Source organism: Stenotrophomonas sp. PAMC25021 (assembly GCF_004795795.1).
GTDB lineage: Bacteria > Pseudomonadota > Gammaproteobacteria > Xanthomonadales > Xanthomonadaceae > Stenotrophomonas > Stenotrophomonas muris.
In genome coordinates this window covers 3,420,254-3,435,490 of the sequence record NZ_CP039255.1, presented here as the reverse complement: position 1 = coordinate 3,435,490, position 15,237 = coordinate 3,420,254, and the positions used below count along the sequence as shown (strand labels likewise).

15 protein-coding genes and 1 pseudogene are annotated in these 15,237 nt (G+C 67.9%); 7 read left to right on the top strand and 9 right to left on the bottom strand.

Annotated elements, in window-relative coordinates; translation table 11 throughout:
* Positions 1–22: 22 nt before the first annotated feature.
* From E5790_RS15905 to E5790_RS15880, 6 genes and pseudogenes are all read right to left on the bottom strand, one after another.
* Positions 23–361 carry an MGMT family protein gene (locus tag E5790_RS15905; protein ID WP_227864151.1) on the bottom strand — a complete coding sequence of 113 codons (339 nt, stop codon included), beginning with the start codon at positions 359–361 and terminating at the stop codon, positions 23–25.
* The gene (locus tag E5790_RS15900) at positions 358–1,278 is read right to left on the bottom strand and encodes a DMT family transporter (RefSeq protein WP_014647921.1); all 921 of its coding nucleotides are present in this window, start codon (positions 1,276–1,278) and stop codon (positions 358–360) included. The genes E5790_RS15905 and E5790_RS15900 overlap by 4 nt, the downstream gene beginning before the upstream one ends.
* Before the next feature lie 159 nt (positions 1,279–1,437).
* Positions 1,438–2,796, bottom strand: coding sequence for a glutathione-disulfide reductase (gene gorA, locus E5790_RS15895; RefSeq protein WP_049442360.1), 1,359 nt, complete (start codon positions 2,794–2,796; stop codon positions 1,438–1,440).
* A 14-nt stretch (positions 2,797–2,810) separates the two neighbouring features.
* Positions 2,811–2,954, bottom strand: a pseudogene (locus tag E5790_RS15890) (amino acid dehydrogenase); the annotation flags it as partial.
* 26 nt (positions 2,955–2,980) lie between these two features.
* Positions 2,981–4,225 (bottom strand): DUF418 domain-containing protein, encoded by a 1,245-nt coding sequence (locus E5790_RS15885; RefSeq protein WP_041863671.1) that lies wholly within the window; start codon positions 4,223–4,225, stop codon positions 2,981–2,983.
* Positions 4,226–4,324: 99 nt separating this feature from the next.
* A complete protein-coding gene (locus E5790_RS15880; protein WP_014647924.1) occupies positions 4,325–4,807 on the bottom strand; it encodes a peptidylprolyl isomerase in 483 nt (160 codons plus the stop codon).
* Between the two features lie 111 nt (positions 4,808–4,918).
* Here E5790_RS15880 and E5790_RS15875 point away from each other — a divergent pair, with 111 nt between their 5' ends.
* Together E5790_RS15875 and E5790_RS15870 are read left to right on the top strand one after the other, a co-directional pair.
* Positions 4,919–5,458 carry a C40 family peptidase gene (locus E5790_RS15875; protein ID WP_026347086.1) on the top strand — a complete coding sequence of 180 codons (540 nt, stop codon included), beginning with the start codon at positions 4,919–4,921 and terminating at the stop codon, positions 5,456–5,458.
* Between the two features lie 197 nt (positions 5,459–5,655).
* A complete protein-coding gene (locus E5790_RS15870) occupies positions 5,656–6,363 on the top strand; it encodes a C40 family peptidase (protein ID WP_223224737.1) in 708 nt (235 codons plus the stop codon).
* A 216-nt stretch (positions 6,364–6,579) separates the two neighbouring features.
* Here the strand turns inward: E5790_RS15870 and E5790_RS15865 are convergent, their stop codons facing one another.
* Positions 6,580–7,914 carry a dicarboxylate/amino acid:cation symporter gene (locus E5790_RS15865; protein WP_014647927.1) on the bottom strand — a complete coding sequence of 445 codons (1,335 nt, stop codon included), beginning with the start codon at positions 7,912–7,914 and terminating at the stop codon, positions 6,580–6,582.
* A gap of 154 nt (positions 7,915–8,068) precedes the next feature.
* Between E5790_RS15865 and E5790_RS15860 the strand changes: the two genes are divergently transcribed.
* The 5 genes from E5790_RS15860 to E5790_RS15840 all read left to right on the top strand — a co-directional run bounded on the left by E5790_RS15860 (position 8,069) and on the right by E5790_RS15840 (position 13,293).
* Entirely contained in the window at positions 8,069–9,775 is a 1,707-nt protein-coding gene (locus tag E5790_RS15860) for an alkaline phosphatase (protein WP_014647928.1), read from the top strand.
* Entirely contained in the window at positions 9,772–10,311 is a 540-nt protein-coding gene (locus tag E5790_RS15855) for a WG repeat-containing protein (protein ID WP_032960809.1), read from the top strand. The genes E5790_RS15860 and E5790_RS15855 overlap by 4 nt, the downstream gene beginning before the upstream one ends.
* A 530-nt stretch (positions 10,312–10,841) precedes the next feature.
* Positions 10,842–12,128 carry a tRNA lysidine(34) synthetase TilS gene (gene tilS / locus E5790_RS15850; RefSeq protein ID WP_229653714.1) on the top strand — a complete coding sequence of 429 codons (1,287 nt, stop codon included), beginning with the start codon at positions 10,842–10,844 and terminating at the stop codon, positions 12,126–12,128.
* Positions 12,129–12,164: 36 nt separating this feature from the next.
* A complete protein-coding gene (locus E5790_RS15845) occupies positions 12,165–12,425 on the top strand; it encodes an exodeoxyribonuclease VII small subunit (protein ID WP_014647931.1) in 261 nt (86 codons plus the stop codon).
* Positions 12,415–13,293 (top strand): farnesyl diphosphate synthase, encoded by an 879-nt coding sequence (locus tag E5790_RS15840; RefSeq protein ID WP_014647932.1) that lies wholly within the window; start codon positions 12,415–12,417, stop codon positions 13,291–13,293. The genes E5790_RS15845 and E5790_RS15840 overlap by 11 nt, the downstream gene beginning before the upstream one ends.
* A gap of 76 nt (positions 13,294–13,369) precedes the next feature.
* Here the strand turns inward: E5790_RS15840 and E5790_RS15835 are convergent, their stop codons facing one another.
* Both E5790_RS15835 and pmbA read right to left on the bottom strand, forming a co-directional pair.
* On the bottom strand, positions 13,370–13,741 hold the full coding sequence (locus E5790_RS15835; RefSeq protein ID WP_014647933.1) for a DUF4870 domain-containing protein: 372 nt from the start codon (positions 13,739–13,741) through the stop codon (positions 13,370–13,372).
* An 87-nt stretch (positions 13,742–13,828) separates the two neighbouring features.
* Complete coding sequence (gene pmbA / locus E5790_RS15830) at positions 13,829–15,196, bottom strand: metalloprotease PmbA (protein ID WP_014647934.1); 1,368 nt, start codon at positions 15,194–15,196, stop codon at positions 13,829–13,831.
* Between the last annotated feature and the right edge of the window lie 41 nt (positions 15,197–15,237).

Below are 15,237 nucleotides of genomic sequence, written 5' to 3'. Positions count from 1 at the left end.
CCTGTTCAGTCGCCAGCGGTGCTCAGCCCGGGCCCCACACCGCTGCGTCCAGCGCCGCCGCCGGATCGGTCGCCGGCATCCGCACCCGGCCGTTCTCCACCCGCACACCCTCGGCGCGCAACCGTTGTGACTGCTCGCGCCAGCCGGCCGACCCTTCTTCCATGGCAATGCGCCCGTCCGAGCGCAGCACGCGGTGCCAGGGCAGGTCCGGGTCGTCGTTCTGGCCCAGGATGCGTGCGGTCAGGCGTGCACGCCCGGGCAGGCCCGCGCGCATCGCCACCTGGCCGTAGCCCATCACCTGCCCCGCCGGGATTGCGCGGATCACCGCCAGGATGCTCGCACGCGCCTGCTCCGGCGTCAGCGCCGCAGGCGGGTCACCAGCAGAACGCCGATCAGCACCAGCACGGTGCCGGCGATCTGCGCCGGCCCCATCGGTTCGTCGAGCAGCCATAGGCTCATCACGATGGTGGAAACAGGGCCCAGCATACCGACCTGCGCGGCCAGCGACGAACCCACGCGCTGCACCGCCAGCATGATCGCCAGCACCGGCAGCACCGTGCACACGGTGGCATTGACCAACGACAGCCACTGCACCGGCGCCGGTGCCTGCCACAGCAGCGGCAGCGGATGGGTCACCGCGAAATGCAGCAGCACCAGCACGCTGGCCACGCAACTGGCATAGGCGGTCAGCCGCACCGCACCGATGCGCGCGACCACCTGCCCACTGCCGAACAGGTACAGCGCATAGCTGAGGGCACTGCCCAGCACCAGCAGGCTGCCGACGATGATCTGCCCACCCTCGCGCTGCAAATCGTGGCCGAAGGCCAGCAGCACGCCGAGGTAGCTCAGCACCAGCGCACCGATCTGCCAGCGGCCCGGCCGCTGGCGCGCCAGCAGCACGTTGATCAGCAGTACCAGGGTCGGGTTCAAGTACAGGATCAGCCGCTCCAGGGTCACGCTGATGTACTGCAGTCCCTGGAAGTCGAGCAGGCTGGACAGGTAGTAGCCGGTGAAGCCCAGCCACAGCACGCGGGCACGGTCGGCCCAGGACAACGGCTCGGCCCGGCGCGCGGCCCACGCTGCCATCAACGCGAACAGGGGCAGCGCCATCAGCATGCGCAGGGCGAGCAGCGTGGTGGCATCGACGCCGTGGCGCAGGCCGAGCTTGACGATGATCGCCTTGCCCGACGCGGCGATGGCGCCGATCGCGGCCAGGCCGATGCCGCCCAGCGCAATGCGTGGGGAAGCAGTGGCAATGCGGGAAGCGGGAGTGGACATCAGGACGACGGCGGGCCGCGCAGAGCGGCCCGGCAAGGCGTGGGGTCGCTCATTGTCGCATGGGGGCGCCCGCTGCCCTGTAGAGCCGAGCCTGCGCTCGGCGTCGCCAGGCCGGTGCGAAAGGCTGCCGAGCAGGGCTCGGCCCTACAACATCCCGGCTCAGCGCATCAGCACCACTTCTTCGGCCGAGGTCGGGTGGATCGCCACGGTGTCGTCGAACTGGGCCTTGGTCGCGCCCATCTTCACCGCCACCGCAAAGCCCTGCAGGATCTCGTCGGCCGCTTCGCCCAGCAGGTGGATGCCTACCACGCGTTCTTCCGGGCCGGCACAGACCATCTTGAACAGGCTGCGCTGGGTACCATTGGCCAGCGCCTGCAGCATCGGGCGGAAGCGGCTGTGGTAGACGCTCACCTGGTCGAAACGCCGGCGCGCTTCTTCCTCGCTCATGCCCACCGCGCCCAGCGGCGGATGCGAGAACACCACGCTGGCCACGTTCTCGTAATCCATTTTGGACTGCGGGCGCCCCCCGAACAGGCGGTCCATCAGCCGCCGCGAAGCGGCCACCGCCACCGGGGTCAGGCCGACCTTGCCGGCGATGTCACCGACCGCGTGCACGCTCGGCACGCGGGTGGTCTGCCACTCGTCCACCTGCACCTGATCGTGCTCGCCGATGTCGATGCCGAGCGCTTCCAGACCCAGGCCACGGCTGTTGCCGCGGCGGCCGGCAGCGAAGAACACCGCATCGAACACACTGTCGATCGGGCCGTCATGGCCGAACGCCCGCACGCGCTCGCCATCGCGCTGCAGTTCGCGCAGGCGATAGTCGAAATGGATCCGCACGCCCTGCTGTTTCAGGTTCTCGGCCAGCTGATCGGTCAGCTCGTAATCGAAGCGCTCCAGCAGGCGCTTGCCGCGCACCAGCAGGCTCACGCGGCTGCCGAGCGCCTGCAGCAGGCCAGCCAGCTCCACCGCGATGTAACCGCCACCGATGATCGCCACCTCGGCCGGCGCCGCACGCAGGTCGAAGAAATCGTCGGAGACCAGGCCCAGCTCCGCGCCGGGAATATCCGGACGCAGTGGATGCGCGCCAGTGGCGATCAGGATGTGTTCGGCGCTGTAGTGCACGCCATCACTGCAGGCCACGGTGTGCGCATCAAGCAGATGGCCACGTGCCGGAATGCGCACCACGCCGGTTTCGTCCAGGCGCTTGTGGTAGCTGGTGTGGATGTTGCTGATGTAGGCCTGGCGATGGATCACCAGTTCCTTCCACGACAGCGCCGGGCGTGCCTCGACATCGAAGCCCATCGCATTGGCCAGGCCGATGCGCTCGTGCAGGTCGGCCGCCAGCCACATCGCCTTCTTCGGCACGCAGCCGACATTGACACAGGTTCCGCCCAGTTCGCCGGGTTCCAGCATCGCCACGCGCTTGCCATGCTGCGCGGCGCGGATCGCACCGGCCAGGCCGGCGGAGCCGCCGCCAAGGACGATCAGGTCGTAATCATAGGATGCAGTGCTCATCGGAATCGCTCGGGTCAGTAAGGGGCAGGATCGATCGCTGGCGTGTGGCCGCAGACGAGATCGGCGATCCGCTGGCCGATGCCGGCGCTCATGCTGACGCCGAGCATGCCATGCCCCGCTGCAGGCCAGACGTGAGGATGCGCGGGCGCGCGGCCGATCAGCACAGCGCGTGCGCGCTCATCGCTCACCCCTGCTTCGTCCTGCGCCGCATCGGTGGCCACTGCCGGTAGGTCATTGCACGCCACAGCCATTCCATCGGACCAAAGCGGAAGCGCGCCAGCCACGCGTGCGAAACAGCCACCTGCACGGCAAACAACAGCAGCGCGAACAGCAGCTGCACGCTGCGCGGCATCATCTCGAACCTGCCCAGCCCGTAGTGGTAGAAGGTCCAGGTACACAGCAGCGACTGGCCAAGATAGTGGGTCAACGCCATGCGCCCCACCGGCGCCAGCCACGCCAGCCGCGTGCGCCAGTGCACGATCCACGCCAGGTAGCCCAGGCACATCGGCAGCCCGCCAACCGTGACCAGGGCCATCGCCGCGGTCACCGGCAGGTTGTAGGCGCCGGGTGCAAGGTAGGGTTTCCAGGCAACCCCCAGCAGCGTGACCAGCAGCCCCAGCGGCAGTGCGATCCAGCGCAGCGACGCGTACAGCCGCGGGAAGCGCTCCGGCGTCGCCAGCGCGCCACTGCCGGCGAACCAGCTGCCGAGCAGGAACATGCCCAGCACTTCCGGGCCGCTGATCAGCAACGCGCCCATCGAGGTGCCGAACTCGCTCAGGCGCTGCACAGTGGCCTGCGCCCAGCTGCCCTGCCCGTACACCTGCCGCTGCAGGTCGATGCTCTGCTGCGCCTCGGCAAGCATGCCCTGCACCTCTTCGGCCGACGCCATCGACACCATCGCACCCACCAGCAGCATCATCGCTACACCGCCGAGGTAGACGATCACGCCCATCCACGGCAGCCAGCTGCGCGGCGCCTCGCGGCAGGCCAGCAACGGCAACGAGACCAGCGCATACATCACCAGGATGTCGCCGGACCAGACCAGCAGTGCATGGCACAGGCCGATCAGCAGCAGGCCGGCGCTGCGGCGCAGGTAGAACGGGGTGAAGTCGCGCCCGGCCACCTCGGCGCGTTGTGCCATCACCGCAAAGCCGGCACCGAACAGCAGCGAGAACAGGGTGAAGAACTTGCCCTGCACGAACACATAGACGAAGGCGTCGGCCCAGTAATCGATGCCCCGCCAGTGCACGTCAATGCCGGTGAAGGCCAGGTCCAGCGGGCCGCTGAAAGCCTCGATGTTCATCAGCAGGATGCCCAGCAGCGCAGCACCACGCAGCACGTCCAGCACGGCGATGCGTTCGCCGGAAGCCACCGGCTGCAGGGAAGGAGAAGCGGCGTTCACGGGGCGTCCGTCAGGCAGGTCCGCCATTATGCCGCCGGCCCGTGCACCATGGATGGCCGCGGCGTGTTCCAGAAACGCAACGGCCCGCCGAAGCGGGCCATTGCTGCCATCACGATCGCGCTGCGATCAGTGCTGGTGACCGCCGTCGCCGTGGACGTGGCCGTGGTCCAGCTCTTCCTTGCCGGCTTCGCGCACGTCGACGATTTCGACGTCGAAGTGCAGGTCCTTGCCAGCCATCGGGTGGTTCAGGTCAACGTCGACGACGCTCATGCCGACCTTCTGCACGGTCACCGCACGCGGGCCGAAGTTGGTCTGCAGCACGACCTGCTGGCCCGGCGCCAGCTTGGTATTGCCGAAGTGCTTCTTCGGCACGCGCTGGGACAGGCCCTCACGACGCTCGCCGTAGGCATCGGCCGCCTTGACGTCGACGTTGAAGGTCGCGCCGGCTTCCTTGTCCATCATGGCGTTTTCCAGGCCCGGGATGATGTTGCCGTGACCGATCAGGATCGCCAGCGGCTCGCCGCGGTCCTTGGACGATTCGATCGGCTCCTGGCCGACTTCGGAAACGGTGTAGTGGAAGCGGACAACGCGGTCTTTTTCGATCTTCATGCGCAACTCTGTCTGGATCTGCCGGAGGCAGGCGGGTTGGGGCGGGTTGTCGCCCGGCGGGGACGCCGCCATCATGACGGCCAATCCAAGGTGGCGCATTATCCGGAGATCATGCACATCACGCCAGTTTCGTCCGGCCAGCGCCGGTTTCTCGCCCCGGCCCTGCTGCTGGCCCTGCCCCTGTTGATGACCGCCTGTGGCGGTGGCAAGGCCACCCGCCCGGCCCCGCCCCCGCCCACGGCGAACTGGCCAAAGACCGTGCCGGACAACCCCGAGGCTGCCAACTCGGTGCTGATGCGCGCCATCAGCCTGGTCGGCACGCCCTACCGCTATGGCGGCAACACCCCGGATTCGGGCTTCGACTGCAGCGGCTTGGTCGCTTATGTCTATCGCGAGATGCTGGACCTGCGGCTGCCGCGCACCTCCCGCGACCTGGCGGCGGTGCAGGGCCCGAAGATCGACCCGCAGCGCCTAGCCACCGGCGACCTGGTGTTCTTCGGCAGCCGCGGCAGCGTCACCCACGTCGGTATTTATGTAGGTGAAGGGCGTTTCGTGCATGCGCCGAGCACCGGCGGCACCGTGCGCCTGGACTCGCTCAGCGGTCCCTACTGGAAGGACCACTACACAGGGGCGAAACGCGTCCTTCGCTAAAATGAACAGGCGATATATTCAAAACTGTGACGAACATCACTGTGCAACTAACGAATTACTAACGGAATTTTTAACTTATCCGCGCTTTTACAGGGCATGATGCCCCATCGTTTTTTTCCTGTGACCGACGCGTGACGACTGACGACCTGAAAAGCGAAGGCCAGACTTCCGTATCTTCACGTAGTGCCCGCCCGCTGTTGCTTGGCCTGGCACTGTGTCTGACCAGCCTTCCGGCCTGGTCGCAGACTGCTCCGAACCGTTCCGATGTGACCCCGGCCCCGGTGGCCGAGAGCACCGCCCGACCGGCCGCCAAGGCCGAGGCTGCCGCTCCGCAGCGCAGCCGCGTCGATGCCGCCGCCAGTGCCACGCTGGCCGCCCTGCTGCCGCACCTGGCCGCCAACGACACCATTCCGCTGATGGACCGCTCGGCCGTGGTGGCCGGCGACCTCAGCCGCCTGCTCGCCAACTACGACACCAGCAGCGCCGCCAATGGCAGCGTCGTCGGCACCGCCGCCGACAACGGCAAGGTGCAGTCGCTGCTGCGCCGCGCGATGACCCTGCTGGGCACCCCGTACCGTTGGGGTGGCAGCAACCCGGACAGCGGTTTCGACTGCAGCGGCCTGGTCGGTTATGTGTTCCGTTCGGCCCTGGGCATCGAACTTCCGCGCGTCTCGCGCGAGATGGCCCACGATGACAATGCGGAACTGATCAACGACCGCACCGCGCTGGCCGCGGGTGATCTGGTGTTCTTCGGCCGCAAGGGCCGCGTCGACCACGTCGGCATCTACGTCGGCGATGGCCGTTTCCTGCATGCGCCGAGCTCGGGCAAGGACGTCCGCGTGGACACCCTGCTCAGTGGCTACTGGGGCAACAAGTTCATGCAGGCCCGCCGGGTCGACCTCTGACCGGCTGGCGTCACAGCGCCGCCTGATACGCAAAGCAAAGCCGCTGCCCTGCAGCGGCTTTTTTGTTGGGCCCGCGTAATGGTGGGTAGCTGCCGACCTTGGTCGGCACCGCCTCCATTCAGGCATGGCGTGGATCTACCACGGCCGGCAGCGCGTCAGCCATCTCCCAAACGAAAGGCCCGCCGGTCAGGGCGGGCCTTTCATCTCCACGCAACCTCAGCTGCGTGGCGGTGTCGGGTCAGGATCGTCCACGCCCACGTTGCTGGACGGATTGTCATACACCGCCTGGTCCAGCAGCCCGGTTTCCTTGGCCACGATCACCGGCACCAGCATCTGGCCGGTCACATTCGTCATCGTGCGCATCATGTCGAGGATGCGGTCGATGGCATACAGATAGCCGATGGTCTCCAGCGGCAGGTTGGCTGCGCTCAGCACCACCGTGGCCATGATCACCGCGGTACCCGGCACGCCGGCCGTACCGAAGCTGCCCAGCACCGAGGCGATCAGCACCACCACGTACTGCTCCGGGGTCAGCGGCACACCGCTGTACTGCGCGATGAACACCGCGCACAGCGCCGGATAGATCGCGCCGCAGCCATCCATCTTGATGCTGGCGCCCAGCGGCACCGCGAATGAACCGTAGTCCTTGTTCACGCCCAGGTTGTGGGTGATCGAACGCAGCGCCACCGGCATCGCGGCGAAGCTGGACGAGCTGACGAAGGCCACCTGCATGCCCGGCGCCGCGCCGCGGAAGAACTTCAGCGGGTTCAGGCCGTGCGCCAGCAGCAGCGCGCTGTAGACCACCACGATGTGCAGGGCGCAGGCCACGTACAGGGCCAGCACGAAATGGCCCAGCGGCAGCAGCTTCTCGAAGCCATAGCTGCCGACCAGGCCGGCGATCAGGCCGAAGGTACCGATCGGGGTGACTTCCAGCACGAAGCGGGTCACCTGGATCATGATGTCGCTCATCTGGCCGACCAGCTTGCGCGCCTCGGTCACCTTCTCGCCCAGCTTGACGATGGCAAAGCCCACCAGGCCTGCGAAGAAGATCACCGGCAGGATCGAGCCGCGACCGGCCGCCAGCACAGTCTCACCGGCCGCATTGACCTTGGTACCGATGCCGGACAGCGCGTAGAAGACATTGGCCGGCACCACGTCCAGCAGCACCTGCACCACACTGGGCACTTCGCGCGGCACGTAGTTGCTGGCCATTGTCAGCTGCAGCCCGCCGGCACCGGGCTGCAGCACGGTCCCCACGCCCAGCCCAACGCATACCGCCAGCGCCGCGGTGATCACGAACCAGAGGAAGGTGCGGCCACTGAGCGCGGCGACCGACTTCTGCCCGTGCAGCGACGAGATTGCGTTGATGACCGCGAAGAACACCAGCGGCACGGCGATCATCTTGATCAGGGTGACGTACAGCTCACCGAGCGGGCCGAACCACGTTTCCGCGGCCGGGCCAAGCGCCCAGCCGGCCAGCGCGCCGAGCACGAAGCCACCGACCACGCGCTGCCAGAATGGAATCCGCAGCCAGGCAGAGACCAGCTTCATAGGCAATCCAGAGGGGAAGGAAGGGATGCTGGCACGATAGCCCAAGGCGGCCCGCAGAACGACCGCCCGGCCGGCAAATCAGTGTGTCATCGGCGTGCCTTGCAGGGGCGGGCATAATGAACGTCCCGTTACAGTTTGTGAGATCCCAGCGTCCATGCGCCGTTCCGTCTCCCTGTTGGCCGCCTGCGCCACCACCCTGCTGCTGGGCGCCTGCGCCAGCACCACCCCCGCCTCTGCCCCGGCCGGCCTGAAGGTCGCCGTCGACCCGGTCGCCCATCCGGCCGGCGAGACCCCGCAATGGTGGTACCGCAGTGGCGCCGCCCAGGCCGCCGCCAACGGCGCGATGTCCGGCAAGGCGAAGAACGTCATCCTGTTCCTCGGCGACGGCATGAGCCTGACCACCGTGGCCGCCTCGCGCATCTACGAAGGCCAGCAGAAGGGTGGCTCGGGCGAGGAGAACCTGCTGTCCTGGGAGCGCTTCCCGGCCACGGCGTTCAGCAAGACCTACAACACCGATTCGCAGACGCCGGATTCGGCCGGCACCATGACCGCCATCACCACCGGCGTGAAGACCCACATGGGCGCGATCGGTGTCAGCGCCGGCAGCCGCACCGACTGCGCCGACAGCCTGTCCAAGGGCCTGCTGACCTGGCTGCAGCTGGCCGACAGCGCCGGCCTGGCCACCGGTGTGGTGTCCACCGCGCGCCTGACCCATGCCACCCCTGCTGCCACCTATGCGCACTCGCCCGAGCGCAACTGGGAAAACGACACCGACCTGACTGAAGCGGCCAAGGCTGCAGGCTGCAAGGACATCGCACAGCAGCTGCTGTCGACCTCGCGTTATGGGCGCGGCCCGCTGGTCGCTCTCGGCGGCGGTCGCGGTGAATTCACCACCGTGGAAGAGCGCGATCCGGAATACGACGACAAGGTCGGCCAGCGCCTGGATGGCCGCAGCCTGGTGCAGGAATGGCAGCAGGCGCACCCGCAGGGTGCCTACGTGTGGAACAGCAAGCAGCTGGCGGCGGCCGCCAATGCGCCGGCCATCCTCGGCCTGTTCGAACCGGACCACATGCGCTACGAATACGAGCGCCCGCAGGATCCGGGCGGTGAGCCGAGCCTGGCCGAACTGACGGCTGCAGCGATCAGGAATCTGGCCAGGCACCAGGAAGGCTACGTGCTGATGATCGAAGGCGCGCGCATCGACCACGCCAACCACAGCGGCAACGCCTACCGTGCACTGACCGAGACCGTGGCGCTGTCCGACGCGGTGCGCGTGGCCAACGAACTGACCTCGGCCGACGACACCCTGATCATCGTTACCGCCGACCACTCGCATACGCTGAACTTCGTCGGCTACCCGGCACGTGGCAATCCGATCCTGGGCAAGGTGAAGGACAAGGGCGGCGAAGATGGTGCCGGCAAGCTGGACTACGCGCTGGACGGCACGGGCCAGCCGTACACCACGCTGAGCTATGCCAACGGCCCGGGCCATACCGGCAGCAGCAACCAGCAGCCGGCCGGCCCGAAGCGTTACCCGCACAACCCGAGCAGCTTCGAACCGGCCAACGGCCGCCCAAACCTGCGCGAGGTCGACACCGAGCATCCGGACTACATGCAGGAAGCACTGGTGCCGATGAAGTCCGAATCGCACGGTGGTGAGGATGTCGGCATCTGGGCGCGTGGCCCGGGCAGCAAGGCGATCCGCGGCACGCTGGAACAGAACGCGATCTACCACATGATCGTGCAGGCCACCCCGGCCCTGCGCGAGCGCCTGTGCCAGGCCGGCACCTGCGATGACAAGGGCGTGCCGGTGCAGCTGCCGGCACCGACGGCCTTCGAGCGCAAGGCCGAGGCCAAGTGATCGTGCGGCAGGCCCGCCTCGACCGCGGCCGCTTCGCGCGGTCGCTGGTCCTGCTCGGCGTACTGGCCGGTTCCAGCGCGCTGGCGCAGGCGCCGGCCTGCAAGCTGCTGACCGACGAACACGGGTTGTGGCCGCTGCCCAACTGCGAGGTGGTCGATCACCGGCCGAAGATCAGCGCCGATGCGCTGAAGGACCTGAACTACGACGACCACGGCCTGGCCGTGGTGTATGCCGACCAGGGCTTCCACTACGTCGACCGCAAGGGCCGCAGCCTGCCTGTGCTGACCTGGGACAACGGCCCGGAAACACCGCAGGAAGGCCTGCTGCGCGGCCGCGTCGGCAACCGCGTCGGCTACTTCGACCTGACGTTCCGCCAGGTGGTGCCCGGCACCTACGATTTCGGGTGGCCGTTCCAGGATGGCGTGGCCGAGGTCTGCAACGGCTGTCGGCGCGGCACGCCGGATGCCGATGGCCACACGCCGATGGAAGGCGGGGAGTGGTTCCGCATCGACCGCGCGGGCCGTCGGGTGAAGTAGGTTTTTCGGCAGGGCTGCGCCCTGCACCTGCCGATGCAACGGCAACGGCCGAAGCAACAGCAACAGCGTGCATTCCGTGGGATGGCGGGGCGGCCGGCAACCACGGCGGTTGCTGTTGCTCCTGGTAGGTGTCGAGCTTGGTCGACACGATTTTTCTCTCAGATATCGAATTGAATCCGGGGTCAGATCCGTTTTCCGCAGGAAAACGGATCTGACCCCAAGAGCCATTCCGACAGTTCGCAGGAAACTGTCAAAGGCGGGATGGGTCCGGTTGCGGGAGTGTCCGCGGCATGGATGCCGCGGCCAAGCCCCCATGGGTGAGGGCGCTTTGCTTGCGAAGCACTGCTTCGCAAGCGCCCGAACGCACAGCCGCCAGCGGCTGGGCCGGCCTGGGGGTTTACGGCGTCTCCCGCAACCGGACCCACCCCGCCTCCCCTCAGGAAACCAGCTTCTGCTGTTGCCGTTGCCGTTGCTCTGGATCGTAGCGGGTGCAGGGCGCAGCCCTGCCGAGCAACCCTATACTTGCCGCCGTGACTGCCTTCCCTGCCCTCGTTCCGCTGGATGCGCCACTGCTGGTGGGCTACAGCGGCGGTGTCGACTCGACCGTGCTGCTGCACTGGCTGTGGCGCTGCGCCAAGGCCTCCGGCACGGCGCTGCGCGCGGTGCATGTGCACCATGGCCTGCACCCCGATGCGGACGACTGGGTGCTGCATTGCCAGCACCAATGCGCAGCGCTGGGCATCGAACTGGCCGTGCATCGCGTGCAGATCGACCCCACATCGGGCCTGGGCGTCGAAGGCGCAGCACGGCAGGCGCGACGCGCCGCGTTCGCCACCGAACTGCGCGACGGCGAAACACTGGCGCTGGCGCAGCACCTGGACGACCAGGCCGAGACCTTCCTGCTGCGTGCCCTGCGTGGCTCCGGCGTCGATGGTCTTGCCGCGATGTCCGCAGACAGCCGCGTAGGCGAACACCGTGTGTGGCGACCGCTGCTGGCGGTGCCGCGCCGTGCGCTGCTCGATTACGCGCACCAGCACGCGCTGCGCTGGGTTGAAGACCCCAGCAACGCCGACGACCACGCCGATCGCAATTTCCTGCGCCTGCAGGTGCTGCCGTTGCTGCGCCAGCGCTGGCCGCAGACCGCCGCGGCATTGGCGGGCAGCGCCCTGCATTGCCGGCAGACCCGCGAACTGCTGGACGAGGAGGACGCCGAGCTGATCGTGCATCTGGAGGTGGCACCGCGTGTGCTGTCGCTGCAGCTGCTGCGCCAGGTGTCACCGGGCCGCGCCGCGCGCGTGCTCCGTGCCTGGGTGATCGGCCATGGGGCCGCCCCACTTCCGGCCACGGTGCTGCAGCAGGCGCTGGACGAGCTGCTGCCAGCCGGCAACGATCGCCAGGCGCGGGTGCGCTGGCACGATCATGCCATCCAGCAATGGCGCGATCATGCCTATCTCCTGCCCGCGCAACTGCCGGCGCTTCCCCATGATTGGCAGGCCGGATGGGATGGACGCGCGCCATTGGCGCTGCCCGATGGCGGTCAGCTGCACCTGCACGGCGCCGAGGCCTTCGAACGGCCGCTCCAGGTCCGTGCGCGTGTGGGCGGCGAACGCATCCTGCTGCCCGGTCGCCAGCATTCGCATGCGCTGAAGGACTGCCTGCAACGCGAACACCTTGCCCCCTGGCGACGCGCCCAGCTGCCGCTGGTCTTCGATGGAGCGCAGCTGCTTGCCGCCGCCGACGTGGTCATCGCAGCTCCCCTGCAGGCCTGGTTGCAGGCCCACGACGCGCAGCTGCAGTGGCGTCCGGGCGGCTGGTGAATTGACCCCCGCGCGCAGCCCGTCCACACTTGCCGCATGGCCAAGAAGTCCCCCGAAAACGCCTCCCCGGTCGCCCAGTTCGAGCAGTCGCTCGAATCGCTGGAGCAGCTGGTGGAGCAGATGGAAACCGGCGAGCTGAGCCTGGAAGCGTCGCTCAGTGCTTACGAACGCGGTGTCGGTCTGTACCGTCAGTGCCAGCAGGCGCTGGAGCAGGCCGAATTGCGCGTGCGCCTGCTCAGCGATCCGGCCCAGCCGGAAACGGCCGAGCCTTTCGATCCGCCCAACCATGACGGCTGAAGCCCTGTTCGCGCGCTGGCGCGACCGTATCGAAAGCCAGCTCGATGCCGCCCTGCCCTCGCCCGCCGAAGCACCGCAGCGCCTGCACCAGGCCATGCGCTATTCGGTGCTGGGCGGTGGCAAACGCATGCGCCCGCTGCTGGTGTATGCCAGTGGCCACCTGTTCGGCGCGCAGCCGGAACAGCTGGACGCGGCGGCGATGGCTGTCGAGCTGATCCACGCCTATTCGCTGGTGCATGACGACCTGCCGGCGATGGACGACGACGCCCTGCGCCGCGGCAAGCCGACCACCCACATCGCCTTCGACGAAGCCACCGCGATCCTGGCCGGCGACGCCCTGCAGACGCGTGCCTTCGGCCTGCTGGCCGATGCGCCGCTGCCGGCCACGCTGCGCGTGGCCTGCCTGCAGACCCTCGCTCACGCGTCCGGCGCCTCCGGCATGTGCGGTGGCCAGGCGCTGGACATCGATGCCACCGGCCAACAGCAGACCCTGGCGGCACTGACCCGCATGCATGCGCTGAAGACCGGCGCGCTGATCCGTGCAGCGGTGCGCATGGGGGCGCTGTGCGGCCAGGCCCACGAGCCGCAGCTGGCCCAGCTCGACAGTTTCGCCGATGCACTCGGCCTGGCCTTCCAAGTCCGCGATGACATCCTCGATGTCGAAGCCAGTTCCGAACAGCTGGGCAAGACCGCCGGCAAGGACGAGGCGCAGGACAAGAGCACCTTCCCCGCGCTGCTCGGCATGGACGGCGCGAAGGCGCAGCTGCGCGAACTGGCCGCACGCATGCAGGCCACGTTGGCCGGCCATGGCGAAGAGGCCGATGCGCTGCGCGCGCTGGCAACGCTGGCGGTGGAACGCGATCACTGATCGCCGCCGGTGACGCTGCCCTCAAACAGGAACGCCCGGCAATGCCGGGCGTTCCTGCTTGCGCATGCGGCCGGTATTACTTGATCAGGCGCAGGGTGAACGGGTAGCGATAGGCTTCGCCGTTGTTGGCCTTGACTGCGGCAATGATGCAGAACACCAGGTTGATGATGCCCACGATCGGCGCCAGGATGCCGCCGATGATCACCACCATCAGGATGATGCTGATGACCATGGCGATGGTCACGGTGATCTGGAAGTTCAGCGCTTCCTTGGCCTGGTCGGTCACGAAGGCCTTGCTGGCGTCATCCTTGTTGATCAGCCAGATGATCAGGGCGCCGATGAACCAGGTGAAGATGCCCAGCAGGTGCGCAGCCAGCGCCATGGTGCGCTGGTCGGCCGGGGCATCGGTGGTTGCCGGCGGCGGCGGGACGTTATCGAATTCGCTCACGACAAAACTCCTTTTCATTGGGTGGTCTTGACCCACCAGCACCAAGCTGGTTGCGTCAGGCGCGCATAGCTTACGTCATCAATGCCATCAATCATTACCGGCGACGGTCATCCGCCCCAGCAGGATCGAACCGGTCCGGATGTGCGAGCGCGGGTCGACGTCGCTGCCGACCGCCTCGATGCTGCTGAACATCTCGCGCAGGTTGCCGGCGATGGTGACGCCGTCCACCGGGTACTGGATCTCGCCGTTCTCGACACGGAAGCCGCCCGCGCCTCGTGAGTAATCGCCGGTCACCCCGTTCACGCCCTGCCCCATCAGCTCGGTCACCAGCAGGCCGTCACCCATCTGCCGGGCGATCTCTTCCAGCGGGCCGGCATTGGCCGCCAGCTGCAGGTTGTGCACGCCGCCAGCATTGGCGGTGGTCTGCAGGCCCAGCTTGCGCGCCGAATAGCTGCCCAGCACGTAGCGCTGCAGTACGCCGTCTCGGACCAGCGCCGAACTACGGGTGGCCACGCCGTCGCCGTCGAAGGCGGCCGAGCGCAGGCCACGGCGCAGGTGCGGCAGCTCGTCGATCTGCATCCATTCCGGGAACAGGCGTTGGCCGACGCTGTCCAACAGGAAGCTGGCCTGGCGGTACAAGGCGCCGCCGGACACCGCCGACAGCAGGTGGCCGACCAGGCTGCGCGCCACTTCCGGGGCGAACAGCACCGGCATGCTGCCAGTAGCCAGTGAACGCGGCTGCAGGCGGGCCACGGTGCGCTCGGCGGCACGACGGCCGACCAGGCCCACGTCTTCCAGGTCCTCCCGGGCAAGCGCGCTGGTGTACCAGCCATCGCGCTGCATGCCATCGCCCTGCCCGGCGATCAGCGCGCAGCCGACCGAATGGTGGGTGCCGCGCTCACGACCAAAGAAACCATGCGAATTGGCATACACCGACAGGCTCTGCATGCTCGACACCGATGCGCCGTCGGAATTGCGGATCTGCGCGTCGGCCTCGCGACCGGCCGCCTCGCAGGCCAGGGCCAGGTCCACCGCCTCATCGGCCTGCAGCGCCCACGGGTGCCAACCGTCCAGCTCCGGGAAGTCGGTGGCCATCAGTGCGGCCTCGGCCAGGCCGGCAGCCGGGTCATCCTCGGTATGCCGGGCAATCGCGCAGGCCTGCTCGACCGTAGCGGCCAGGCTGGCCTCGTTCAGGTCACCGGTGCTGGCACTGCCCTTGCGCTGGCCGAAATAGACGGTCACGGCGATGCCGCGGTCACGCGTGGACTGCACGGTCTCGACCTCGCCGAGGCGGACATTGACCTCCAGTCCGCGGTCCTCGCTGCAACTGACCTCGGCCTGGCTGGCGCCCAGCGCGCGGGCGCGGTCGAGCAGCTGCTGGGAGAGGTCGGCCAGCCGTTCCAGCCGGGCCGGGCTGTCGTCGCCGACGGCCACTTCAGGGGCGATCACGTTCAATGCTTTATCCTGTACAGGTTGGGCCCGGCATCACGCCGGGC

Coding starts and splice junctions, on each gene's coding strand:
- E5790_RS15900 (WP_014647921.1), bottom strand. CDS start 1,278: ATGTCCACTCCCGCTTCCCGCATTGCCACTGCTTCCCCACGCATTGCG.
- gorA (WP_049442360.1), bottom strand. CDS start 2,796: ATGAGCACTGCATCCTATGATTACGACCTGATCGTCCTTGGCGGCGGC.
- E5790_RS15885 (WP_041863671.1), bottom strand. CDS start 4,225: ATGGCGGACCTGCCTGACGGACGCCCCGTGAACGCCGCTTCTCCTTCC.
- E5790_RS15880 (WP_014647924.1), bottom strand. CDS start 4,807: ATGAAGATCGAAAAAGACCGCGTTGTCCGCTTCCACTACACCGTTTCC.
- E5790_RS15875 (WP_026347086.1), top strand. CDS start 4,919: ATGCACATCACGCCAGTTTCGTCCGGCCAGCGCCGGTTTCTCGCCCCG.
- E5790_RS15865 (WP_014647927.1), bottom strand. CDS start 7,914: ATGAAGCTGGTCTCTGCCTGGCTGCGGATTCCATTCTGGCAGCGCGTG.
- E5790_RS15860 (WP_014647928.1), top strand. CDS start 8,069: ATGCGCCGTTCCGTCTCCCTGTTGGCCGCCTGCGCCACCACCCTGCTG.
- E5790_RS15845 (WP_014647931.1), top strand. CDS start 12,165: ATGGCCAAGAAGTCCCCCGAAAACGCCTCCCCGGTCGCCCAGTTCGAG.
- E5790_RS15840 (WP_014647932.1), top strand. CDS start 12,415: ATGACGGCTGAAGCCCTGTTCGCGCGCTGGCGCGACCGTATCGAAAGC.